General features: G+C 46.1%; 19 protein-coding genes. 4 read left to right on the top strand and 15 right to left on the bottom strand.

All coding sequences use genetic code 11. The features are described 5' to 3' along the window. Positions 1–32 precede the first annotated feature (32 nt). The 10 genes from QUB66_RS03330 to QUB66_RS03285 form a co-directional block, all read right to left on the bottom strand. Positions 33–2,060, bottom strand: coding sequence for a bifunctional serine/threonine-protein kinase/formylglycine-generating enzyme family protein (locus tag QUB66_RS03330; RefSeq protein WP_332965929.1), 2,028 nt, complete (start codon positions 2,058–2,060; stop codon positions 33–35). Positions 2,061–2,134: 74 nt separating this feature from the next. Continuing rightward, positions 2,135–2,293, bottom strand: coding sequence for a hypothetical protein (locus tag QUB66_RS03325; RefSeq protein ID WP_332971199.1), 159 nt, complete (start codon positions 2,291–2,293; stop codon positions 2,135–2,137). 32 nt (positions 2,294–2,325) lie between these two features. Next, the gene (locus QUB66_RS03320) at positions 2,326–2,643 is read right to left on the bottom strand and encodes a type II toxin-antitoxin system VapC family toxin (RefSeq protein ID WP_332965930.1); all 318 of its coding nucleotides are present in this window, start codon (positions 2,641–2,643) and stop codon (positions 2,326–2,328) included. Between the two features lie 63 nt (positions 2,644–2,706). Then, positions 2,707–2,943, bottom strand: a complete 237-nt coding sequence (locus tag QUB66_RS03315) for a type II toxin-antitoxin system Phd/YefM family antitoxin (RefSeq protein ID WP_332965932.1) — start codon at positions 2,941–2,943, stop codon at positions 2,707–2,709. 173 nt (positions 2,944–3,116) lie between these two features. Beyond that, on the bottom strand, positions 3,117–3,539 hold the full coding sequence (locus tag QUB66_RS03310; RefSeq protein ID WP_332965934.1) for a response regulator: 423 nt from the start codon (positions 3,537–3,539) through the stop codon (positions 3,117–3,119). Between the two features lie 163 nt (positions 3,540–3,702). Next, positions 3,703–4,662: a hypothetical protein gene (locus QUB66_RS03305; RefSeq protein ID WP_332965935.1), complete on the bottom strand. Its 960-nt coding sequence runs from the start codon at positions 4,660–4,662 to the stop codon at positions 3,703–3,705. 349 nt (positions 4,663–5,011) lie between these two features. Further along, positions 5,012–6,595: an NAD(P)H-quinone oxidoreductase subunit 4 gene (locus QUB66_RS03300; RefSeq protein ID WP_332965937.1), complete on the bottom strand. Its 1,584-nt coding sequence runs from the start codon at positions 6,593–6,595 to the stop codon at positions 5,012–5,014. A 469-nt stretch (positions 6,596–7,064) separates the two neighbouring features. Continuing rightward, positions 7,065–9,110, bottom strand: a complete 2,046-nt coding sequence (locus QUB66_RS03295) for an NAD(P)H-quinone oxidoreductase subunit 5 (protein ID WP_332966030.1) — start codon at positions 9,108–9,110, stop codon at positions 7,065–7,067. Positions 9,111–9,533: 423 nt separating this feature from the next. Next, complete coding sequence (locus tag QUB66_RS03290) at positions 9,534–9,911, bottom strand: thioredoxin family protein (protein ID WP_265235125.1); 378 nt, start codon at positions 9,909–9,911, stop codon at positions 9,534–9,536. A gap of 44 nt (positions 9,912–9,955) precedes the next feature. Next, positions 9,956–10,669 (bottom strand): NnrU family protein, encoded by a 714-nt coding sequence (locus tag QUB66_RS03285; RefSeq protein WP_265235126.1) that lies wholly within the window; start codon positions 10,667–10,669, stop codon positions 9,956–9,958. Between the two features lie 243 nt (positions 10,670–10,912). Between QUB66_RS03285 and QUB66_RS03280 the strand changes: the two genes are divergently transcribed. Together QUB66_RS03280 and QUB66_RS03275 are read left to right on the top strand one after the other, a co-directional pair. Continuing rightward, positions 10,913–11,917 carry a LysR family transcriptional regulator gene (locus tag QUB66_RS03280; RefSeq protein WP_265235127.1) on the top strand — a complete coding sequence of 335 codons (1,005 nt, stop codon included), beginning with the start codon at positions 10,913–10,915 and terminating at the stop codon, positions 11,915–11,917. A gap of 132 nt (positions 11,918–12,049) precedes the next feature. Further along, the gene (locus tag QUB66_RS03275) at positions 12,050–13,510 is read left to right on the top strand and encodes a serine/threonine-protein kinase (protein WP_332965939.1); all 1,461 of its coding nucleotides are present in this window, start codon (positions 12,050–12,052) and stop codon (positions 13,508–13,510) included. A gap of 112 nt (positions 13,511–13,622) precedes the next feature. Here the strand turns inward: QUB66_RS03275 and QUB66_RS03270 are convergent, their stop codons facing one another. From QUB66_RS03270 to QUB66_RS03255, 4 genes are all read right to left on the bottom strand, one after another. Then, a complete protein-coding gene (locus QUB66_RS03270) occupies positions 13,623–14,399 on the bottom strand; it encodes an ABC transporter permease (protein ID WP_265235129.1) in 777 nt (258 codons plus the stop codon). Between the two features lie 82 nt (positions 14,400–14,481). Beyond that, complete coding sequence (locus tag QUB66_RS03265) at positions 14,482–15,201, bottom strand: HAD-IA family hydrolase (RefSeq protein WP_265235130.1); 720 nt, start codon at positions 15,199–15,201, stop codon at positions 14,482–14,484. 70 nt (positions 15,202–15,271) lie between these two features. Further along, entirely contained in the window at positions 15,272–17,194 is a 1,923-nt protein-coding gene (locus QUB66_RS03260; RefSeq protein ID WP_265235131.1) for a S9 family peptidase, read from the bottom strand. Positions 17,195–17,419: 225 nt separating this feature from the next. Further along, positions 17,420–18,613, bottom strand: a complete 1,194-nt coding sequence (locus tag QUB66_RS03255) for an NAD(P)/FAD-dependent oxidoreductase (RefSeq protein WP_265235132.1) — start codon at positions 18,611–18,613, stop codon at positions 17,420–17,422. Positions 18,614–19,017: 404 nt separating this feature from the next. Here QUB66_RS03255 and QUB66_RS03250 point away from each other — a divergent pair, with 404 nt between their 5' ends. Together QUB66_RS03250 and QUB66_RS03245 are read left to right on the top strand one after the other, a co-directional pair. After that, a complete protein-coding gene (locus QUB66_RS03250; protein ID WP_265235133.1) occupies positions 19,018–22,089 on the top strand; it encodes a PAS domain S-box protein in 3,072 nt (1,023 codons plus the stop codon). A gap of 161 nt (positions 22,090–22,250) precedes the next feature. Beyond that, positions 22,251–22,673, top strand: a complete 423-nt coding sequence (locus QUB66_RS03245; RefSeq protein WP_265235142.1) for a thiol-disulfide oxidoreductase DCC family protein — start codon at positions 22,251–22,253, stop codon at positions 22,671–22,673. Positions 22,674–22,783: 110 nt separating this feature from the next. On the opposite strand, the gene QUB66_RS03240 is transcribed toward QUB66_RS03245, so the two are convergent. Continuing rightward, positions 22,784–23,203: a hypothetical protein gene (locus QUB66_RS03240; protein ID WP_265235134.1), complete on the bottom strand. Its 420-nt coding sequence runs from the start codon at positions 23,201–23,203 to the stop codon at positions 22,784–22,786. Positions 23,204–23,363 lie beyond the last annotated feature (160 nt).

The raw sequence follows: 23,363 nt of genomic DNA, 5'->3' as shown, positions 1-23,363 counted from the left end.
CAAGATTGTTTGTCAATGAATTCAATTAAAGTCTAGACAAGCGAAACAACCACACGAAAACCCACAATACTAGCCTTACAATCCGGCTGATATCTGAGACGGCACGCGCTGCGGCAATTCGGAGGGCGATCGTTCCAAGAACCCCCCCGCAACAACCTCAGCGAATAATCGCCGCCAGACTCCCAAACGCTGCCATCAACAGGCGCACCGTTATAATTATTGTGCCAAGCATCCGCGCACCATTCCCACACATTGCCGTGCAAATCGTACAATCCGAAAGCATTCGGTTTAAAACTACCAACATCTGTCGTTTGAAAGCGATAAACTCCCTTCGGCGCATCAGCCTCATTAGCATTTCCGTTGTAATTTGCTAACTCGCTGGTAATCGTTTCTCCAAAGTGAAACGCCGTCATAGTTTGCCCCCGGCAAGCATATTCCCATTGCGCCTCGCTAGGCAAGCTATACTTCTTACCTGTTTGGCGAGAAAGTCTAGCGCAAAACTCCACCGCTTCGTACCAAGATACATTTTCAATCGGTCGATTGACACCTTTAAAACGGGAAGCATCAGGATTGAGAAACATTTTAATTTCCGGCAGCGCTGCAACTGCCGTCCATTGCGACTGAGTGACTGGAAATTTGCCAATATAGAAAGATGCTAAAGTTACTGGGTGCTGCGGTTTTTCGTCGCTGTCACCCCGATCTTTTGGGGAACCCATGAGGAAAGTACCGCCAGGAACAGATACCATTTCCATGACTGTACCGCGGCCGAGATGTTCTTCAAAAAAACGCGCTTTGCGGCTGTTATGATTAGTTTGCTGCCCGCGATTGTCTACTGTAACTACCTGAAATTCAAAAGTGCTTTTGACAGTAGCAATACTTTGTGTTACCTTGTTTGGAGGCGGATTTGTGTTGATTTTTCCCCTCTGGTTAACAGAGATATTGCTGTTGACTTGCCTGCCTTGATTGACCGGAGTATTGATAGCAAGTTGTTCTGTTTCAGTCAGATAAGCATTTAGCGGAGGTAGGGCGGCTTTGGTCTGAGAAGAATTCAAATTCAGTTGTCCAGCCTTACCAAAATGGGGTTGGGGAGGGAGAGAATAGAGATTTAAAGCCTTGATTACTTCATCAGCCGATTGATATCTATTTTTGAGATAATCTTGAATTAATTTATCTAAAATTGTTGCTAATTCGCTGCTAACTTTTGTGTCGGCGGGCAAGCGTTCTCTCCAAATCCAGCCGCCGTTAATTGGGTCGTAAAGGTCATCGGAACCGTCAACTTTTGGCAAACATTGAGTTAGCAGTCTGAGACAAGTTATCCCCAAACTATACAAATCGCTTCCGGGGAAAACTTGACCCCGCATTTGTTCGACAGGCGAATATCCGGGGGTTCCTACCGTCGTACCTACTTGGCTCATCAGCGAGCCAGTCACTTGTTTGGAAACGCCGAAATCAATTAAAACTAACTCTCGGCGTGCTCCCCTCCTGAAAGCGGAATTTTTAAAATTTGCCACAGTTAGAGATGGATTGGGGGAGGTGCGGCGGCGGATGATATTCTCAAGTTTGATGTCTCGGTGAATGACATTGCGATCGTGCACAAATTTCAGTATCGGTAAAATATCTGCCAGCAACTGCCAAATTTTTTCTTCGTTAAAAGCGCCCTGCTGAGTTAATTCAGCCAGTAAATTTTGCCCCTCAATCAATTCTTGTACTAAATAAAGCCGCTTGTCTTGTTCAAAATAAGCAATTAATCGAGGAATTTGGGGATGTTCGCCGAGTTCGTAAAGTCGTTTGGCTTCTTGCTTAAACAGTTCTGTAGCTTTTTGAAGTGCTGATGTTCCCTGAACTTGGGGGAAAAACTGTTTGATGACGCAGGAATCGTCCATGCGATCGATATCTACGGCTTCATAAGTTCTGCCAAATCCTCCTTCGCCCAACAGTCGAATCACGCGGTAGCGGTTTCTGAAGTGAGGCGTGAGGTCGGGTTCGCCGCAACTTTGACAAAATTTAGAGTTGTCGGGATTGAAAGGATTAGAGCACCTTGGATTCGAGCAGTAGAACATATCTGGGAAGAGATGATCCGGTTAGAGTTATGATATATCTTTTCTGGCTCTTAGTGATTTTTTGACAGATTACATTATACTACAAATTGACGATCGCCCAACCAAGAAGCATCGCACCCTGTCTCCTCGCGGGCGATCGGGCTATAGACAAGAAGATCTCGTACTGAATTGAAGAGCGATCGACTAAATGGTAATTTTGAAGTATTCGGTATTGCGATCGCGAATGGCGCCATGAAGTTGTGCGACGACAAATAACCGTAAACTGCTACATAACGCTGACCGAGTAGGCACGAATTGCCCCATCTACTGTCGCAATAGTCAGACCATTCTCTAAAGGTTGACAGATCAGCATTCTGTCAAATGGATCGCGATGTAATGGTGGCAGTTTAGCCAGTTGAGCTACGCTACTTTCATCAAGAGAAAGACTGACAATTTGATGAAGATCGCGCTGTTTGGGTAAATATGTTTCGGGATGCTCCGGCAGAGGTAACTTACCCAACTGGTACTTGACAATTGCTTCCCAGACTGAAACTGCACTCAAATAGACCTCATTATCTGGATCGCGAATTGCAATCTCGAACATCTGTTGATAACTGGGCGTCACCACTGATGAACCATAAAAAGATGTGCGTATCTAGCATAATCTTCATTTACCTTCAAATGCACTGAGGATATCTTCCGGCAAAGGAGCGTCGAAATCATCTGGAACGGTAAACTCGCCTGCACACAAACCGAATGGTCGTAATTGCTTGCTACTAGAAATAGGTCTTAGTTCGGCGATCGGCTTATCTGCTTGCAGGATAACAAAAATTGCACCAGCCTCCACTTGACGTAGATACTTTGAAGGATCGCGCTGAATTTCGTCAACTGTCACTTTCAACATAAAAATGCCTCAGTATAAAGCTCATTCGATAGTTTTTAGCATGAGTTGCAGTTTGGTTAGTATTCCCTTTAATTTTACCAATCGATATGAATATGATAAAGGAATAATATCAATTAAGTTGTTCTCAGTACACTCAATAAATAAGCTCTCAGCGGTCGGTGTACACTTGGTTATTATGCGACGCGATCTAACGCAGACAATACCATTTCAAACAACTCGTTTGGATTATTAGTACATCCAATAGCACCGTGACGGCGTGACTCCGCAACGTGTTCTGGATCTCTTGAACCAGCATAAATGATAAATGGAGTTTGATCCCCACTAGAGCGCAGCTTATCGAGGAGCGTATAGCCTGCGCGGGAATCAGGTGGTCGCCCCATGTCGGAAATAATTGCATCGAAACGTTGTTGAGAAATTTTATTTAGCCCCTCATCTGTCGATTTTGCCAACACAAAACTAACTCCTAGCGCTTCAAGTGCTTGACGTTCATAGCTATTGTTATAAGGGTTATCCTCCACCCAAAGGACTGTCGATCTCCTCGCACGTCTTATGGCGCGGGGCGTAACAACTTCAGCGACAACATCTGCGGCAATCATCGCTTCTTTCGCAACGCTCTCACGAGTCTTATCTTCATCTTAACGACCCCGTTCACCCGCCGCTAGTAACCTTTCGGACTACACCAACCATCTTGATACGGTCGGCGTGCAACGGGATTGTGAGGTGGCTGACTGCTGACCATAACAAAGATTATTGAGAAAATCACTCTACTTTAACAGTTTGATATCTGGAATCAGAAATTATACGATCATATCTATCTACAAAAATCTGAAACTTAGTCCGATCGACATTATAAGAGTTAGCCCACCTATCAACACCATAAGCAACGGCTCTAATTAGCCCCATCAACTCGAAATAATTAGCTTCATCAGTTTTGTCAGGTAATCCTTTGGTTAAAGTGCCTACGTAAAACATCAACCGCTGCACATCACCTTTTCTCACTTTTCTCGAATCAACATTTGTCATATGAAGAAGAGAATTACGCATTTCCCAAAGCTCATCAGATACTATCTGTAGATTACTTAAATCGACATATTGATCAAGCCACTTTTGGAAGTTTCTCTGAGTATCATCGAATTCAAGAAAAGCTATAGTATCAATAAAAGACATTAGTAACTTTAAGGCTGAAACGTAATGTCCGTTATTATAGAGAAGTTTTATGGCTAAGAGATAGTCATCGTTTACTAATCGAGACAAATCAAAACCTTCCTCAGTCATGTAATGAGTTAGATAGTCTGAAAACCAAAACTCTATTGACTTTACTTCTTCTGTCTCATGCTCATTGGGAATTATCATTTCTTGTTCCGCATCAACTCTTAATTCACCTTCAACAACTGGAGTCATGCAAAAAAGAGGAGTTGCAGATGCATTAAATGACTGAAAAATTTCCTCAAAAACCTGCATGTACAAATTCATTTGCATTAAAACTCTAAACTTCTCGTACTTTAGAGCATTAATTCTTTCACCAGTAACCTCATTTTCAATCAAGTATCTATTAGGAATTAAAATTCGTATTGCTTTCTTGAAGTCAGCAACAACTTGGCTTTTGAGAAAAGCAAGTTTTTCTTGATCTGTACCCTCCTGCTCATGAACAACTACACCTAATTCGTGGATAATATCATTTCCCACAAAAATAAATAGATTGAAAGTTTTTTCAGTCATTTTGAATAAAGGCTAAACATTATTAAAATAAGCTTACTAAAGCGAAGAAAGCTTGACTAATGGTTGTGGCTGTAGGTGCAAAATACCTCTGAGGAGACAGCTACTAACAGATCTCCTTCAAGAACTGCTTCAACCGGAGATTAAAGACACCTAACTATTAATTATATCGCAGTTGCGGTCTAACACTCCGATCGCCCTCATTTACCGCATGCCCATTTTATTTCTCAAACCCAACTCCAGATTCCTTGAGAGCCAAAGTTTCCCTGATTTGTCTATCCATAAAAATAGAAAACCCCCAAACCCTATCTTTAAAATGGTTTGGGGGTTTTCTTCCTAAATCCAGTGCAAGTTACAACTTACTCGGTGCGATCGCCGGAGCGCGCAGAGCCACTGTTTTATCAGCAGCTTTTGCCACCAGAGACGGTACAGAAGCCCGCAATCTTGCAGTCAACTGTGAAGTAGTCGCATCGTAAACCTGAGTCAGCATCTTCGGATACAAGCCAATGCCAATAATCGGCACTAACAGAGCCGCAATAATAAACACTTCTCGCGGTTCCGCATCCACCAACTCTTCATGTTCCACCAATTCCTTATTTTCTGGGCCGTAGAAGATTTCCCGCAGCATTGACAGCAGGTAAATCGGAGTCAAAATTACGCCGACAGCCGCCAGAAATATTACACAAACCTTAAACACCGGATTGTAAGCATCGCTGGTTGCAAAGCCCACAAATATCATTAATTCTGCTACAAAACCGCTCATTCCCGGCAAAGCCAAAGAAGCCATCGAGCAAGCAGTCCACATGGCAAAAACTTTACGCATTTTCTTGCCGACACCGCCCATTTCGTCGAGCATGAGGGTGTGAGTGCGATCGTAAGTGCATCCTACCATGAAGAACAAACTCGCCCCGATTAAACCGTGGGAAATCATTTGCAGCATTGCGCCGCTAGTTCCCAAATCGGTAAACGAAGCTATCCCAATCAGCACAAATCCCATGTGGGAAATCGAAGAATAGGCAATTTTCCGCTTCAAGTTGCGCTGAGCAAAAGAAGTCAACGCGGCGTAAACAATGTTCACCACACCCAAAATTACTAACAGCGGTGCGAAAGTAGCGTGAGCATCGGGGAGCATTCCCGCATTCATCCGCAGCAAGGCGTAGCCGCCCATTTTTAGCAGAATTCCTGCTAGCAACATATGGGCTGGTGCGGTGGCTTCGCCGTGAGCGTCAGGGAGCCAAGTGTGGAGGGGAAAAATTGGCAGTTTGACGCCGTAGGCTATTAAGAAACCTGCGTACAAGAGCAATTCTATATTGGGGGCGAAGTCTTTAAGCGCGATCGCCCGCATATCGAAAGTCACCGTATCGCCATAAAACGCCATCGTCAGCGCGCCCAGCAAAATAAACAGCGAACCGCCTGCGGTGTACAGGATAAACTTGGTGGCTGCATAGAGGCGCTTCTTGCCGCCCCAGATGGACAAAATTAGGTAAATCGGGACTAATTCCAGTTCCCAAACTAGGAAAAACAGCAACATATCCTGTACGGCAAAAACTGCGATTTGTCCGCCGTACATGATCAGCATCAAAAAGTAAAAAAGCTTCGGTTTAAATGTGACAGGCCAAGCTGCTAAAGTAGCCAGCGTAGTAATAAAACCAGTCAGCAAAATCAGCGGCATCGACAAACCGTCAGCACCCACCGACCAATTTAAATCGAGTTGCTGTACCCAAGTATAGCTTTCTACCAGTTGCAAATCTGGATTGCTGAAGTCGTAATGAGTGCAAAAAGCGTAAACAAGCAGAGCAAAATCGATCAAACCTACAATTAGTGCATACCAGCGCACCGTCTTGCCATCCTTGTCGGGAATCAAAGGAATCAGCAAGGACGCAGCAACGGGAAACAGAATTGCTGTTGTTAGCCAGGGAAAATTTGCTGTATCCATTGCGTTTTAAAATAAGCCGTCAGTTATTAGGTTTAAACACATTTTGACAGTTTTGGTGTAAATTTTATACTTTCTTTATACGAAACCTTTGTTTTTGCTATATTTGTGACAATTTGTACGATCGCACAAATTGAGTTTAATCAAAGATGTACATCTATTGGCTAATTGTCAATTGTGAGTTATTGAGCTAATAGCATTTCTTAAAATATCTCTTGGTGGGGATACGGCAATCCCTCCGCTTCGCTTCGCCCAAGGCGTCTCAACAATCGCCTGAAAACCTTTGTATCTCTCGTCGATCTCCGAGGCCAGATCCCCCCTAGCCCCCCTTAAAAAGGGGGGGACAAGAATCTGCTCAAAGTCCCCCTTCTTAAGGGGGATTTAGGGGGATCAGACCTCGGCAGTAAAGGAGAAAGACAAAAGGTTTCAGGCGATTGTTGAGACCAATAGGCATTGGCATTTCCCTACAGATTTAACTGACTCCAGAAACGATCGCAAAACCCAGAACTGCGACAAACACAATCAGGGCATAAAATTGAGCACGGCCGCTTTCAAAGTATTTCAAACCTTCGCCCGTAACCAGAGTCAGAAACCCTGTCAAGTTGACGATACCATCGACAACTCGCAAATCCACTTCCATGACTTGCCGCGCTAAACGACGGCTGCCTTTGACGAAGAGAACTTCGTTGATATCGTCGAGATACCACTTGTTGAGGGAGAACTCGTAAAGCGGTTTGATTTTTTGGGCGATCGCGCCAGCATCAATTTTACGGCTCAAATACATCAGCGAAGCCAAAGTAATGCCAAGCAAAGCAATACCTACAGAGCTCCCGCCCATGATTAAAAATTCCGTCAAATCGAACTCCGCAGCGTGTGCCAAAACTTCTTCCAGAGATTCCCCTGGTGCGCGCACAAACTGCTCGAAATAATTGGCAAACGGCGTACCGAGAAAACCGATAAACACAGAAGGTACTGCCAACAACACTAACGGCAGAGCCATTGTCAGAGGAGATTCGTGAGGAAAATGGTCGTGTTCGTCGTGACTTTCGCCAGTGGATGCCAATTCCTTAACATTCATTGCTCCAGGGCCGAAGACCAAACCTGGTTGCAGAAGTTGCTGTTTGATCGCGTTGTCATTGCCTCGGAATTCGCCCTCAAAGGTGCTGAAATACATCCGAAACATATAAAACGCGGTCATGCCGGCAGTCAGCCAACTCACCGCCCAGAGAGCGGGATTAGCGTGAAAAGCTTGGGCGAGGATTTCGTCTTTTGACCAGAAACCAGCAAACGGCGGAATGCCGCAGATTGCTAAATTGCCGATTAAAAAGCAAGTAGCGGTAATCGGCATATATTTCCGCAAGCCGCCCATGACTCTCATGTCTTGAGCGAGAGCGGGGTTGTGGCCGACGACATCTTCCATGCCGTGAATGACTGAACCTGAACACAGGAACAGCATTGCTTTGAAGTAAGCGTGGGTCATTAAGTGGAAGAGTCCGGCACTGTATGCGCCGACTCCCATTGCCATTACCATGTAGCCCAATTGGGAGATGGTGGAGTAGGCTAAGCCTTTTTTGATGTCATTTTGCGTAATTGCGATCGAAGCACCCATGAATGCTGTAAAACAGCCGGTGCAGGCGATCAAATTCATGACTTCCGGCAGGCCTTCCAATACTGGATACATCCGAGCAATCAGGAAGACTCCGGCGGCTACCATCGTGGCCGCGTGAATCAAGGCTGAAATCGGTGTAGGGCCTTCCATTGCGTCTGGGAGCCAGACGTGGAGGGGGAATTGAGCTGATTTGGCGACTGGGCCCAAAAAGATCAAAACGCCGAAGATTGTCGCTAGAGTCGCCGAAAGGGCGCCGGATTCGACTAGGGAGTGCAGGCGATCGCCCATTACGTCAAATTCAAAGCTACCGGTTGCCCAGTAAATGCCGAGAATGCCCAACAGCAGGCCGAAGTCGCCGACGCGGTTGGTGACGAAGGCTTTTTGGCAGGCGTCTGCTGCGGGTTTGCGATCGTACCAAAATCCAACTAGCAGGTACGAACACATACCTACCAATTCCCAGAAAATATAAATCTGAATGATGTTCGGGCTGAGGACTAGACCTAACATTGAGGCGCTGAAGATGCTCAGGTAGGCGTAAAAGCGCACGTACCCGTCATCGTGTGCCATGTACCCGTCGGTGTAAATCATCACCAAAAAGGCGACCGTGGTGACGATCGCCAGCATTACCGACGTGAGGGGGTCGATGATATAGCCCATGTTCAGCGAGAAGTCGCCAGCAGAAGCCCACTCAATAGTGCGGGTGTAGGGTTCGTGGCCCTGTATTTGACTCCACAGCAGTGCGAAAGATAGTACCATTGACCCTCCGAGCGTGGAGACGATGAAGATCGCATTCGCTTGTCGGAGTTTGTTGGTGGCCTGGTTAAAGGTGATTAAGCCTAGACCTACTAGCATTGCGCCTGCCAGCGGCAGGACTGGAATCAGCCAAGCGTATTGATAAAGCAGTTCCATGACTGATAGGTAGTTTAAAGTTTCTACTAGATATTGCCAAAACTGTAAACAATTGTGACACACGCCTGCGCGACTGGGCAAAAATACTCGCTGCAATTCTTAAGATAAGACGGCGGTTGAAACGGCGTCTACAAAAACCAAGTCCGCCTCCGCGGACTGAATAAAATTACGTTTTACGTAATTTTCACCGTCAATTCTTCAACCCCTCTGAGCTCGGGTTTTGTTTGTATAGACGCGGTTTCAACCGCTCAGTCTTCTTTAAATCTACGTCAAAAGATAGATAGAAAAATATCGCAGTCCTGTGTATACAAGACTACGATATTTATTTTGGATCGGATGGTCGATCGACAAATGGGGAATTTCTAATGCTTTCTACGCAAGAGCCCAATGCTTTCTACGCAAGAGCCCAATGCTTTGGAAACGTTATCTGTTAAATGCTTCCTGCGGTTGCATTCGTTGAGATGGGGAAGAGCTTTGAGTGGCCAGCATCCAGGAATCCAGAGTGCGCCGCAGTTCCTCGCGTCCTTGATAATGTTCAAATCTAAATCGAGCTCGATCGCCCTCAAACAAAATCAGTGTCGGCAGACTTGTCAGCCGGTAAGTGTTGGCCAACTTGAAAGATTGATCGGCATTCACCCCTAGGATCTTAACTTTTCCTGCCCAATCTGCCTCAAATGTCGTAACCGTAGGGTCGATCGCGCGGCACAAACCGCACCAAGGTGCCCAAAAGTGAACTAAAACGGGGGTAGAGGCTTGAAATACCTCTTGTGCAAAAGTGCGTTCGCTAACCGACAACACCATGATCCCTCAAAATTTAATAATTTTTTTCTATCCTAGGGATCATGCTACCAGTATATGTTCCCCGTGACACGCATCAAAAAAGGATGAATTTTCCACAACAGGCCCGTAAAAATAACTACACCTACGTATGAAGGACGCATAAACTCAAGCAAATCAAGGGTTTGACGCTTTTGCAGGATTGCCAAAAATGGAATAATTGAGGTGCGAGATTTGATGGTTTCAAAGGATTCGCCAAAACGAGCTCGCAGCCGACTGTCGCCGTGCCACACTCCGAACAGGTGGTGAAGTATCAAACCGATGGAAGTGACGAGGGTAAAGCTAGTGCCAATCCACAGGGTGTGGGCCACACACCAAATCACCTGTCCCACCATTTGCGGGTGACGGGTGATGCGAATGATGCCGGCTTCGTAGAGGTGAACTTCCGGCTTTTGGATGGCGGCAATTTCTAGAAGGTTGAAAGTTGCTGGGTACAGAAACAGAAAGGAAATTGCCGAAAGTATCCAAACTATGGGTTTAACTGCCGGCACGCCCTGTACTTGCCAAAGCTGCACGCCGTCGTAGCGGTGGTTGAAAAAGTAGACAACCAAAATCACCGCCAGCGGCAAACTGACAAGGGCAAACAAAACGCGGTAAAGTCTCGGCCCGATTAGCTTTTCACCTTTCGGGCGGAGGGCTGCTAAACCGCTGTGGGCGATCGCAAACATCAGTAAAAGTCCAAGAATAACTAAGTGGGAGTCGAGTGGCCAGTCGATCGTCATTGCAAATATTAAGAAAAGTTATTGATTCTCTGCCAATTTGTGTCACAAAGTATCTATGGGAGCATTCAGCGGTTATCAGTCAGTTAACTGTTCACTGTTCGCTGTTGACTGTTGACTGTTCGCTGTTCGCTGTTCGCTGTTGACTGTTCGCTGTTGACTGTTCGCTGTTTGCTGTTCGCTGCCTACAGTCAACCGTCAACCGTCAACTGACAACTGACAACTGACAACTGACAATTTAGATATATGTCTGACCTTCCTTTCACTTTAGACCAGTTACGCATTCTCAAGGCGATCGCCTCTGAAGGAAGCTTCAAACGCGCCGCCGACAGCCTCTACGTATCCCAACCAGCAGTTAGCTTGCAGGTACAAAACTTAGAGAGACAATTGAACGTACCGCTGTTTGACCGGGGGGGGCGCAGGGCGCAACTGACCGAAGCTGGACACCTGCTGCTGAGTTACGGCGAGAAAATTTTATCGCTTTGTCAAGAAACTTGTCGAGCTCTGGAAGACTTGCAAAATCTCCAAGGCGGTACTTTGATTGTCGGCGCATCTCAAACAACGGGGACGTATTTGCTACCCCGGATGATTGGGATGTTTCGGCAAAAGTACCCGGATGTAGCGGTACAACTTCACGTACACTCGACCCGCCGCACGGCGTGGAGTGTGGCCAATGGGCAAATCGATTTGGCAATTGTTGGCGGAGAAATCCCTACCGAACTTGTAGAAGCTTTAGAAATTGTTCCTTATGCTGAGGACGAATTGGCTCTGATTCTCCCGCCATCTCACCCGATGGTACAACAAGAAAGTATCCAAAAAGAAGACCTTTATAAATTGCAGTTTATTTGCCTGGATTCGCAGTCTACTATCCGCAAAGTCATCGATCAGGTGTTGACTCGCTGTGGCATTGACACGCGCCGCCTGAAAATTGAGATGGAACTAAATTCGATCGAAGCAATTAAAAATGCTGTTCAGTCGGGGCTGGGTGCTGCTTTTGTGTCGGTTTCGGCGATCGAAAAAGAGTTGATGATGGGCGTTTTACACAAATCTAAAATGGATGAAGTTTTGGTAACTCGGATTTTGTCGCTGATTTACAACCCCAACCGTTACCGTTCTAAAGCTGCTGAGGCTTTCAGCAATGAAATTCTGCCCCAGTTTGCTACTTATTCGACTACCCAGGAGAAGAAAGAAGCCCAGGCGATCGATTTGGGTCTCATAGAAATAGCAACTCCCAACTCAGGGGGAAGTTAATTTGTTAAGTCGCCGGCAGTTAGGAGTTAGCGGTTAGTTGAGAGATCAAAATCTGGTTGGACAACCCCTGATAAAATTGGCTTTTTTCCCAATTACAATTACCAATTCCCAATTACCAATTAGCAAACCAAAATGGAAGTTTACTGCACCCGTCCGGGCTGCCCGCGCCCTCAAAACTATTTTTCCGATCTCGATGACAGTTCGATGCTGAAAACGGTGCAGCAAAAGTTTTGCACGACTTGCGGGATGCCCATGATTTTGAGCGGCCGCTATTTGCCCGTGAGGTTGTTAGGTCAAGGCGGTTTTGGAGCGGCGTTTTTGGCCAGAGACCGCTATACTCCGGGGATGCGGCAGTGCGTTGCTAAACTTTTGCAGCCGTCGATAAGTCTGACTCCGGCACAGCTAAAAATTGCTCAAACTTTGTTTGAACGGGAAGCGGCCGTGCTAGAAGAACTGGGAAATGAACATTCGCAAATTCCGGGTTTGCTGGCGTTTTTTGAGCTGACTGTTACGAGTTTGCAAGGGGGGAAAAACGATCAGTTTTTCTATCTGGTTCAAGAATTTATTGATGGTGAAAATTTGGAGGAAGAACTTGCTGTTAAAGGTAAGTTTTCGGAGGATGAAACGATGGAGGTGCTGCGGGAAATTTTGAAGGTTCTTGATTTTGTGCACTCTCGCGGTTCGATTCACCGGGATATTAAACCTGCTAATATTATGCGGGCTAAAAATGGTCGGCTTTATTTATTAGATTTTGGGGCTGTCAAACAGGTGACGCAAACTGCGGGCACTTCTAAGGCTTCGACTGGTATTTATTCTTTGGGTTATGCTCCGCCAGAACAGATGAGCGGACAAGAAGTTTATCCAGCAACGGATTTTTATGCTTTGGCTGTGACTTGCATTAGTTTGCTGAGTGGTTTGCAGCCGACGGAGTTGTTTGATAGTTATCAAAATGAGTGGAATTGGCATTCTCGCGTGCAGGTAAGTTCGCGTTTGGCTGAAGTTCTCGATCGAATGTTATTGCCGGCTCCCAGCCAGCGCTATCAATCGGCTGCGGAGGTGGAAGCGGCTCTGAAATACAATTCTCAACAGCCTACGATGGTCGTACAGCCGCCTGTAGTAGCGACTCCGCCTCCCCTACCTCCTGTGCAGCTACCACCTCCTCTGCCGCCTCCCGTGCCTGTTCCTGTGACTCCTCCGGGAAATCTGCAACCTCCGCCGAGAGGGGCTTTTTCGATTTGGGATGTTTTGGGAGGGGCTGCGTTTACGGGTTTTGAGGGGGGGTTGCTGGCGATCGCCCTGACGAGTTTGCTGCCGAATCCAGGCGTGAGCATCGGATTGTTGGGGATGATTGTGGGGGGTCTGATTTTTGGCCAGTACCGCAGGGCGATCGAGCAAACTGAGATGCTGATTATTAGCGCAGGTACTCTGGCTGTGCTGTGGTTTTTCCCAGCTTTGTGCGCGAAGGCACTTCCACTTTATCCGGGTTCTCCTATAACTAGCGTGTTGTTTGTGGGATGGTTGGCGGCGTTGGGGGCGATCGCAGCAACAGCTATTTTTCGCTTGATTTATAAGTTACTTTCTAATATTTTTTAAGCCATTTCTGAGTTTCTAGAGGCCGAGCTTCTGGGTATTTATTCCCAGGCTCAGCCTGGGAACGAGAGTTAATGACAAATGACTGATGACAAATGACTAATGACTTCTTTATTCAGTCTTGCTGAGTAGAAAACTGGCGGGCACCGATCGCAGAAAAGGCGATCGCAGCCGCCAACAAAACAGGTATGCTATACCAAGGAAACTTTGCCATATCATAAGCAGCCGCTCTCAATCCAATACTGGCATAAGTCAGTGGTAACAGATAAACTATGCCTTTCATGGCTACAGGTAGAGATGCGGGGTCAAAAAAAGTCGCTCCCAAAAATGACATCGGAGTTATCAGAAAATTGTTGTACAATCCGACAGATTCGAGAGATTTTACGTTTAAACCCACTATCACTCCCATGCCCGCAAACACAGCGGAATTTAGAATAATCACTAACAAAAATAGCGGATGCAGAAATACCAGCTTTTGAGTAAACAAAACTGCTACTAAAATCACCGAAACCGAGGTTAGCAGTCCCCGCAGTATTCCGGCTAGCATTTTGCCTGCGTGCAAAGCTAAAGGGTGTACCGGCAGCAATAGCAATTCCTCAAATGTTTTACTAAAAAGGCGTTCACCACAAATAGAAAATACTGCGCCTGTAAAACTTACTGTCATCGATGAAAGTGCCACCATTCCCGGCAGCATGAATTCTAGATAATTGCCACCAATTGCAGGTTTAGGCATGGAACTACCCAAGCCGAAACCAAAAGCTAGAATGTAAATTAATGGAGAGGTTAAACCAGCGGCGGCAATTGGCAGGATTCGGACTCGCAAATCTAGCCATTCTCCCCAAAACACGGTCATTGTGTCTGTTAGTATAGTTTGGATTGAGTTTTTTTTCATGGTTGGGCGAGGTGATTTACATAATTGATATCAAGTCCTGTTAATTAACGGGACTAAATATTATATCTAGATAATTATCAAGTTAAATTGCCAAATAATCAAGACTGCTGCACTGTTCTAATTTGGTTTCAGTTAAAGGCAATTTGCTTTCTGCAACTTTTTCCTGTTGTCGGTTCAACCAAATTGCTTGTAAGCCTGCGGCTTTTGCACCGCAATAATCTGCTTTGAAACTGTCGCCGATATGCCAGACATTTTCGGCTGTGCAGTTGTGCTTTTGCAACGCTGCTGTAAAAATTTCCGGCTGGGGTTTTGCTGCGCCAACTTCGGTGGAAATTGTGACTGATGTGAAATATTTGGCTAAGTCGAGGGCTTTCAATACTGGATAGAGTCGCGAATCGAAATTCGAGACTACTGCTAATTCGATTCCCTGTTGTTGCCATTTATCTAATGCTGGTAATACGTCTGGATAGACGAACCAAGGTTCGGCGGTGGCAAAATGAGCGTAGAGTTCGGCAAAGAATTTTGGATAGTCTGAAAATTGGTGGAAAACGCCTGCTATTTGGAATGCTTTAGCGGAAACTGCTAGCCACCAATCAAATTCTAGTTGGGGAATTTTTGCTGCTTCTATTCCTGGAAATGTCATCGGACTTGCTGAGACGAAGCTTTGGTAAAATGCTGCATTTAAGTCTTCGCTTTTAACTGTTACTCCGATTTTTTTGGCTAGTTGTGCGTAGACTTCGCCGACGCTGCCGCGAACGTCAAATAAGGTGCCGGCGGCATCTAAAAAGATAAGTTTTGTCATTAGTCAGTTGGGAGTTGGCAGTTGGCAGTTGGCAGTTGGCATTAGTCATTAGTCATTAGTTAGTTGGTTGTCAGTTGTTAGTGGTTGGGGGATTTAACACACCGGAATGATTGGCAATATTATCGGCTGGTTCAAATCGACCGCCTAAATATTTGGCGAGGAATTCTTCGGCGATCGCATAAAAGTGCAGGCGATTTTCTGGGCGCGCAAATCCGTGTCCTTCGTCTGTATAAAGCACGTATTCTACAGGTTTGCCGGCTTGCTTCATGGCATTGACAATTTGCTCACTTTCTGCTACTTTCACTCGCGGGTCGTTAGCGCCTTGGCCGATTAGTAAAGGTTTCTGGATGCGATCGACAAAAAATAAAGGCGATCGCAATTTCAAAAACTCTGGTTCTATTTCCAAATTGCCGACGCGGTGATACAGACTTGCTTTTCTCGGTTCCCAGTAAGGGGGAATAGTTTGCAGCAGCGTAATCAAATTGCTTGGCCCGACAATATCGACGGCGCAAGCAAAAACATCGGGACTAAAAGTCAATCCCACTAAGGCAGCATAACCGCCGTATGAACCGCCCATAATCGCAATTTTATCCTGTTGGGCAATTCCTGTTTCTACCAGCCAATTTACGCCATCTAGCAAGTCGTCGTGCATTTTAGCTGCCCATTCGCGATTGCCGGCATTGAGAAAGGCTTTGCCGTAGCCGGCGGAACCGCGAAAATTGATTTGCAGGACGGCGTAACCTCTGTTTGCCAGCCATTGGGCTTCTCGATCGTAACCCCAGGTATCGCGTCCCCAGGGGCCGCCATGTACTAGCAAAACTGTTGGTACGGGTGTTGAGACGCCGACAGGTTTTGTCAGGTAGCCGTGAATGGTTAAACCATCTCTTGCTGTGTAAGCTATCGGTTCCATTGACGACAGCGGCAGGTTTTCGAGTTTTGGTTGGTTGCTGAACAAGAAGGTGAAAGTTTTGGAAGTGCGATCGAACACATAGTAGTAATATGGGCCGTCGTCTGTGATGTAAGCGACTAGCCAAGTAGTGTCGGCGAGGTTGCGGCTGGTGAGGTCGAATTCGCCGGGACGGAATTTGCCGATCGCCTCAAAATCCTCTGCTATACTTTGGTCTAAAATCTGCCACTCTTGCTTGTCCTTGTAGAAGGAAACCGCCTGAATCTCTCGCTTGGTGGGGTGTACGACAATACCGCCAAGATCGTATTCTGGGTCAGAGATAATCTCCGTTTCTTGTTTGGTTTCCAAGTCGAATGCGATCAAACGTTCGGCGTTAGCATCGTGATTGCCAATGATGTAAAGAATTTTGCCGTTTTCGGAGAACATGAAGGCACCGCCTTCGTCGTCGGCGCCCCAGCTTCGCAGGCTTTCCCAAGACTTGTCCGCAGTTTCCCTCCATAACAATTCTGAGCCGCCATCGGGAGTTGTAGCTGTGGCCGCCCGCACTTGAAATTGGGCGTCAGCAGTCCAAGTCCGACTGAGGATGTTACCTGGGTTTTTGGTGTCGAGTTCAACGGCGCCATTTTTCAGGTTGATGCGGTAAACATCGTGTTTGCGCCGATCGCGGATGTTCATTCCCACTAAGATTTCATTGGGGAAGTTGCGGTCAAGGGCGATCGGCTGAGCTTGAATGCCTTGAAATGGTGTCAAGTCGCGAACGAGATTTGACTGGATATTGACTGAGAAGAAATGCCAGCTTTCATCACCATCAATATCTTGCTGATAAATGAGATCTTCGCCGCTGTAAGTCCAGAAAAAGATGCGGATGCCGCGTTTTTTCTCGGCTGTTAGTTGGCGGTCATCTACTTGACCTACGGTACGGAGTCGCACTTGCAAGACGTTGTTTTCGTCGGGTGCAATGTAGGCGAGATACTTGCCATCTGGTGAAAGGCTGGGGCGAGTTTTTTCGGGGTTGCCGAAAAGAATTTCCCGCTCGATTAGGACTGGAAGTTCGGTTTTTGGATCTTGAACTGTTATATTTTGCATTTTTTATTGTGATTAAGATTCTCTATTGGAATGGGCATCTTGCCCATTCCACAAGAAAACTAAATCTTTGTGGAACAGGCATCTTGCCTGTTGTCACCCATCCCACAAGAAAACTAAATCTTTGTGGAACAGGCATCTTGCCTGTTGTTACCCATCCCACAAGAAAACTAAATCTTTGTGGAACAGGCATCTTGCCTGTTACCGATCTATTTAAAGAAGCATTGATTACTTTTTAAGCAACTCCTGAATTGGTTTGCTAATCCAGTTGAAACCAACTTTTAATTGATGATCAAATGTTGGCATCCGATAGAGATAGGCTAGGCGGCGAGCAATGTGTCCTAGTTGTCCATCGAGTTGAATTCCTAAACCTGTGAGGGTGGCTTCGTCTATTCCTAATGTGATCATTTCTCCTAGCGACTGGTACCGGAAAGGTAGTAATGGGCGGCCTGTGAGTGATGCCCAAATGTTCCAGGCGGTGTAGTCGGCTTGCTGGATGGCTGTTTGCGCTGTTCCGGGGACTTGTTGACCTGTTGCGTCGTGACATTCGGCTAAGTCTCCCAAGGCAAATATGTCTGGATGGTCGATAATTTGCATCTGGGAGTTAACTATTAGTTGACCGCGGTGGTTTTGTTTGAGGGGGAGCGATCGCACTGGTTGACTAACTTGGGTTCCTACTGTCCACAATACTATGTCTACGGGGAGAACATCTAGTTGTCCTTTGTAGAGTAGGGATATGGTGTCGGATTCGATCGCCTCTACTGTGGTTTCTAAGTCGATCCAGACTTTGCGTTTTTCTAATGCTTTGTTGGCGGCTTCGCGGTTAAACTCCGGCGATGTCCGCAAAATCGTGTCGCCTTGCTCTACTAACCGCACGCGACCTTTGTCTCCGAGTCGATCGGCTAATTTACAAGCTAATTCTACTCCCGAATAACCTGCACCGACGATCGCCACCCGAATTTTATCGGTGTCACTAGCTTCTAAAAATCGCAGTCTTTCTTCCAAGCGGTAGGCGTCATCGAGGCTGCGGAAGGAATAAGCGTATTCAACGGCTCCTTTGACCATATCTAGGGGAGTTTCGCCGCCTAAAGCTAAAACGAGGCGATCGCACGGAATTTCTGGCCCGTCGTGTAGCTGCACTCGCTTGGACTCCAAGTCGATGCCGGAAACAGTACCTTGACAAAAGCGCACACCTGTGTTTTGCAAAAGTTCGGCAAAGGGCGGGGCGATTTCCCAGGTTTGGAGCTCGCCAGTCAGGAGCTCGTACAGCAGGGGAACGAACAGGAAGCGATCGCGACGGTCAACTAGGACAATTTCAGGTTTTTCGGTTTTGGAGAAGGGTAACTGACTCAAGCGCAGGGCTGTGTGGAGTCCGCCGAAGCCTCCGCCGAGAATGCAAATCCGGGGTTGTTGTTGAGTCATGGTGTTTTGTTTGAGGGCGATCGATAGCCAGGCAACTTATCTTATTGTAACGAGAGTGGGAGAGTGCGAGAGTGCGAGAGTGAGAAATGGGGAGACAGGGAGATGGGGAGATGGGGAGATGGGGAGATGGGGAGATGGGGATAATCGCAAAAATCTTTCCTGAACATCCATCCGTTTGCATCCGTTATAAAATCCGTTATAAAATCCGTTGCCGAACTGCCTTCTGGCTTCTACATAATATCCTTGATTAGCTCTGCTTATTAGCCACAATAAAATTTTATGAATGTTCGCAGAAGTAATTTTGTACTATATTAGTTGATAACGAATAATTACGCAAATTAAATTCAATTTTTATACGGTCATCTACTCCAACACTTGCCCCTGCACTCACAAGTGACAAAATCATGCAAATTTCCTCTAATTCTTCAAAAAAATTTAAAAACGGCGATCGCCCTAACGAAGACAGCTCATCTTTGTTAAGCAGCGAAGAACGATATAAAAATTTAGTAGCTAATATTCCCGGTGCTGTCTACCGCTGTACCTGCGACTGTAGGGGCGACGCCGGATCGATGCGGACTATGGTGTTTTTGAGCGAGGCTATTCAAGAAATATCTGGCTATCCCTCCTCGGATTTTATCAACGATCGCGTGCGTTCTTTTGCCAGCATTATCCATCCTCAAGACCGCAAAAATGTGGATGATGCCGTCCAAACAAGTGTGACAACCAGAACTCCGTACATCCTTGAATACCGGATTGTCAGGGCTGACGGCAAAATTAGCTGGGTTTACGAAAAAGGCCAAGCTGTCTGCTGCGAAACAGACGAGGCTAGAGGAAAACAAGAGGGACAAGGAGAAATTGAGGAATTATTGTCTGCTGTGGTTTCGCCGATTTCGCCGATCGCAAATTCTCTGTCTCCCATTGTCTATCTCGACGGAGTAATTTTGGATATTACTGAGCGGAAGCGAGTTGAAGAAAACCTGCGAAACACTCAAGATTTTCTGAATGCGGTATTGCAAAATCTGCCGGTTAGCGTCTTTATTAAAGATGCCGTGGAACAAAGATTTATTTATTGGAATGCTGCTAGCGAAGAATTGTTTGGCTATACGAGCGAGGAAGTGCTGGGAAATAATGCTGCTGACTTGTTGCAAGCAGATCAGGCGAATTACTTGCAAGCACAAGATTTAGAAGTATTTACCACGGGTAAAGAGGTTGATTTGCCAGAAGAAATCATCGAACTTCCGCACCGGGGAAAGCGGATTTTGCACACTAAAAAAGTTCCTTTGTTTGACGCTTCTGGCGCGCCTAAATACATTCTGGCTATTGCTCAAGATATTACCGAAAGCAAAAAAGCTGAAACAGAATTGTCGCGCCTAGCCATCGTGGCTCAAAAAACGCAAAATGGTGTGATTATTACTGATGCTCAAGGCTGCATTGAATGGGTGAATGAAGCATTTACTCGAATTAGCGGTTACGTGCTGGCCGAAATGCAGGGGAAAAAACCGGGTGATGTGCTGCAAGGCCCTCAAACAGACCCGCTAACTATTGCCCAATTGCGATCGGCTTTGGATGCCGGCGAGCCGTTTAATCAGGAAATTTACAATTACAGGAAGGATGGAAAGGGTTATTGGGTGGCGCTTTCGATCGCCCCAATTTATCGAGAGACTGGGGAACTCGAAGGTTTTATTGCGGTAGAAACTGATATTACCGATCGCAAACAAGCTACTGAATCTGTCAGGGAAAGCGAGAGTTATTACCGCTGCATTGTCGAAACTGCTTCGGAGGGCGTTTGGATGTTTGACGCCGACAGCAACACGACTTTTGCTAACTCTCGGATGGCCGAAATGCTGGGGTATACTGTGGAGGAAATGCAGGGGCGATCGCTATTTGAGTTTATCGGCGACGAGGATAGGGAAATAGCTGAAAGCTATGTGCAGCGCAGGCGACAAGGCATCCGCGAACGCCATGATTTTCAGTTTACTCGCTCTGATGGCTCTCACTTGTGGGCGATCGTCTCAGCGACACCGATGTTCGACGCTGAGGGCGAATTTTCGGGGGTTTTGCGGATGATTACCGATATTAGCGATCGCAAACAAGCCGAAGCAGAATTGCGCGAAACCCTCCAAGAATTAGAATTTGAAAAATTTGCCTTAGATCAATCGGCAATTGTCTCAAATACCGACGAATTCGGCGTTATTACCTATGTCAACGACCAATTTTCTGAACTCTTTAAATATTCGCGGGAGGAATTGATCGGTAAAACCCACAAACTTGTCAATTCCGGCTATCACCCAGCCAATTTTTTCAAGCAACTTTGGTCAACCATCCGCCAGGGAAATGTTTGGCGGGGAGAAATGAAAAATCAAGCTAAAGACGGCACATTATTCTGGTTGGATACTACGATTGTACCTTTCTTAAATAGCAGTGGAGAACCCCATCAATATGTAGCAATTCGCAAAGATATTACCGATCGCAAACAAGCAGAAGAAGCGGTGCGGCTTTCCGAAAGTCAATTGAGAACTAAAAATCAAGAATTGGCGAAAGCCCTGCGGGACGTGCATAAAACTCAAAGCATGATGGTCCAAAATGAAAAAATGGTAAGTTTGGGGCAGTTAGTAGCTGGCGTAGCTCACGAAATAAACAACCCAGTTAGCTTTATTTACGGCAACGTCATGCACGCGGACGATTACTTTCAAGACTTGCTAAGAATGCTGCAACTTTATCAGCAGGAATATCCAGAACCAACACAGGCAATTCGAGAAGAAATAGATGAAATAGATTTAAATTTCATGCTCAAAGATTTGCCTAACTTGTTAAAATCGATGAAAATGGGAGCAGAAAGAATTCGCCAGATTGTGCTGTCGCTGAAGAATTTCTCGCGCTTGGACGAAGCTGAACAAAAACAGGTGGATATTCACGAAGGGATTGACAGCACTTTGTTGATTTTGCAGCACAGGCTGAAAGAAACGGCAGGACATCCGAAAATTACGCTGCTCAAAGAGTTCGGCAATTTACCGCGCCTACAGTGTTATGCAGGACAGTTGAATCAGGTATTTATGAATATTATTGGCAATGCAATTGATGCTTTGGAAGAGGCAATGGAAACCGGACAGTGGGGCGACGGGGAACTGGCGCCTATTCCTTCTTGTCCTTCGGCGACGCTGCGGATTTGTACTGAGGTAAAATATGAACAGGATGTTTTGATGCAGGCAGATTCTGCTGTTTCTGATGATTCTATTCGCCGTCCTTCTCATATTGTGATTCGGATTGCTGACAACGGCCCTGGAATTCCTGTAGATGTTCACCAACGGCTATTCGATCCGTTTTTTACTACGAAAGAACCGGGGAAAGGTACTGGTTTGGGGCTATCGATTAGCTATCAAATTGTGGTGGAAAAGCACGGCGGGCGGCTGAAGTGCAATTCCGCACCGGGTCAAGGTACGGAATTTGCGATCGAGATTCCTGTAGTCAGTAGTTAGTAGTCAGTAGTCAGTAGTCAGTAGTTAGTAGTTAGTAGTTAGTAGTTAGTAGTCAGTAGTTAGTAGTCAGTAGTCAGTAGTTATTTACTACCAATTACCCATTCCCCATTCCCAATGCCCAATGCCCAATGCCCCATGCCCCATTCATTCTTCCCACAACCATGAATTACAACGTAATTTACGACGGCAATTGCAATCTCTGCGTCACCTTGGTGCAGTTACTAGAAAACTTAGACCAAGGCAAGAATTTTGAGTATATTTCCATGCAAGATTTAGAGCAATTAAAGCGCTTTGGGATAACTTCTGACGACTGCGAAATGGGGATAATTTTGATAGATGCGGACAATCCAGAAAAACGCTGGCAAGGTAGCGATGCCGCCGAAGAAATCGGGCGGATATTGCCTGCTGGCGAGGTGTTTGTGGCTGCTTACCGCGCGATGCCGGGGATGAAGTGGATGGGCGATCGCGTGTACGAACAAGTCCGCGACAACCGCTATACTTTGTTTGGTAAGCGATCGACAACTTACCAATCGGTTTATGCAGTGGGCTGTAGGTCGATCGACAATTGCGACAATCAAGACTAAAATCAAATCCGGCCTAAATATCCCCTTTATTTCTTCGTCCGCGGAGGCGGACATCGTTTGTGTAGAGGCGGTTTCAACCGCCGACTTATTTACCGACACCGTAATTAATATCAGCCATTAAACAAACCAAATATCTCGCGGCAAAAGTGTTTGAGCTTTTCTGCCGACTCCGCAGCGGGCTCAGTTTCACCCACAAAACCCCAATTTTCCACCGTAGAAAAGCGCCACTGCTGACCAGTATGATCGTAACCAGCGGCCTCAACCCCGATCGCCCGCCGAGATCCTTCGACCGGATCTTGGTAAAATCGGATTTGGATCAAGATGCTGCGGCTTTGTAACAAGCGACTTCTACCGGGAAAATGGAAGCCAATGTCGATCGAATCTGGATCAACAAGTTCCCTAGTATCCTGATCATTCATCCAAGGTTTCAAATCAACTTTCGCATCCGGGAATTGGGATTTGAATAAATTAACAACCGCAGCAATTTTGCTAGCAACTTCTATATTTCTGGCTTGTTCGGCAGCGTTCACTCGAAATACTCCTATCAAATACATTTATTACATTTAGCTAATAATGTAACTGTATATTGCCGAATATAAACTGTGAACAGCGGACTTTTTAAGAGATAATTAGACATTGACAAATTTTAAAATATGTGTTAATCACTCTTAGTCTGCGGAGGCAGACTTC

Source organism: Microcoleus sp. A2-C3, assembly GCF_036706065.1.
Lineage (GTDB): Bacteria > Cyanobacteriota > Cyanobacteriia > Cyanobacteriales > Microcoleaceae > Microcoleus.
This window is presented reverse-complemented; position numbering and strand designations above follow the sequence as displayed.

Excerpts from the sequence above, each read along its gene's own strand:
- QUB66_RS03330 (WP_332965929.1), bottom strand. The coding sequence starts at position 2,060 with ATGTTCTACTGCTCGAATCCAAGGTGCTCTAATCCTTTCAATCCCGAC.
- QUB66_RS03325 (WP_332971199.1), bottom strand. The coding sequence starts at position 2,293 with ATGGCGCCATTCGCGATCGCAATACCGAATACTTCAAAATTACCATTT.
- QUB66_RS03320 (WP_332965930.1), bottom strand. The coding sequence starts at position 2,643 with ATGTTCGAGATTGCAATTCGCGATCCAGATAATGAGGTCTATTTGAGT.
- QUB66_RS03315 (WP_332965932.1), bottom strand. The coding sequence starts at position 2,943 with ATGTTGAAAGTGACAGTTGACGAAATTCAGCGCGATCCTTCAAAGTAT.
- QUB66_RS03310 (WP_332965934.1), bottom strand. The coding sequence starts at position 3,539 with ATGATTGCCGCAGATGTTGTCGCTGAAGTTGTTACGCCCCGCGCCATA.
- QUB66_RS03305 (WP_332965935.1), bottom strand. The coding sequence starts at position 4,662 with ATGACTGAAAAAACTTTCAATCTATTTATTTTTGTGGGAAATGATATT.
- QUB66_RS03300 (WP_332965937.1), bottom strand. The coding sequence starts at position 6,595 with ATGGATACAGCAAATTTTCCCTGGCTAACAACAGCAATTCTGTTTCCC.
- QUB66_RS03295 (WP_332966030.1), bottom strand. The coding sequence starts at position 9,110 with ATGGAACTGCTTTATCAATACGCTTGGCTGATTCCAGTCCTGCCGCTG.
- QUB66_RS03290 (WP_265235125.1), bottom strand. The coding sequence starts at position 9,911 with ATGGTGTTGTCGGTTAGCGAACGCACTTTTGCACAAGAGGTATTTCAA.
- QUB66_RS03285 (WP_265235126.1), bottom strand. The coding sequence starts at position 10,669 with ATGACGATCGACTGGCCACTCGACTCCCACTTAGTTATTCTTGGACTT.
- QUB66_RS03280 (WP_265235127.1), top strand. The coding sequence starts at position 10,913 with ATGTCTGACCTTCCTTTCACTTTAGACCAGTTACGCATTCTCAAGGCG.
- QUB66_RS03275 (WP_332965939.1), top strand. The coding sequence starts at position 12,050 with ATGGAAGTTTACTGCACCCGTCCGGGCTGCCCGCGCCCTCAAAACTAT.
- QUB66_RS03270 (WP_265235129.1), bottom strand. The coding sequence starts at position 14,399 with ATGAAAAAAAACTCAATCCAAACTATACTAACAGACACAATGACCGTG.
- QUB66_RS03265 (WP_265235130.1), bottom strand. The coding sequence starts at position 15,201 with ATGACAAAACTTATCTTTTTAGATGCCGCCGGCACCTTATTTGACGTT.
- QUB66_RS03260 (WP_265235131.1), bottom strand. The coding sequence starts at position 17,194 with ATGCAAAATATAACAGTTCAAGATCCAAAAACCGAACTTCCAGTCCTA.
- QUB66_RS03255 (WP_265235132.1), bottom strand. The coding sequence starts at position 18,613 with ATGACTCAACAACAACCCCGGATTTGCATTCTCGGCGGAGGCTTCGGC.
- QUB66_RS03250 (WP_265235133.1), top strand. The coding sequence starts at position 19,018 with ATGCAAATTTCCTCTAATTCTTCAAAAAAATTTAAAAACGGCGATCGC.
- QUB66_RS03245 (WP_265235142.1), top strand. The coding sequence starts at position 22,251 with ATGAATTACAACGTAATTTACGACGGCAATTGCAATCTCTGCGTCACC.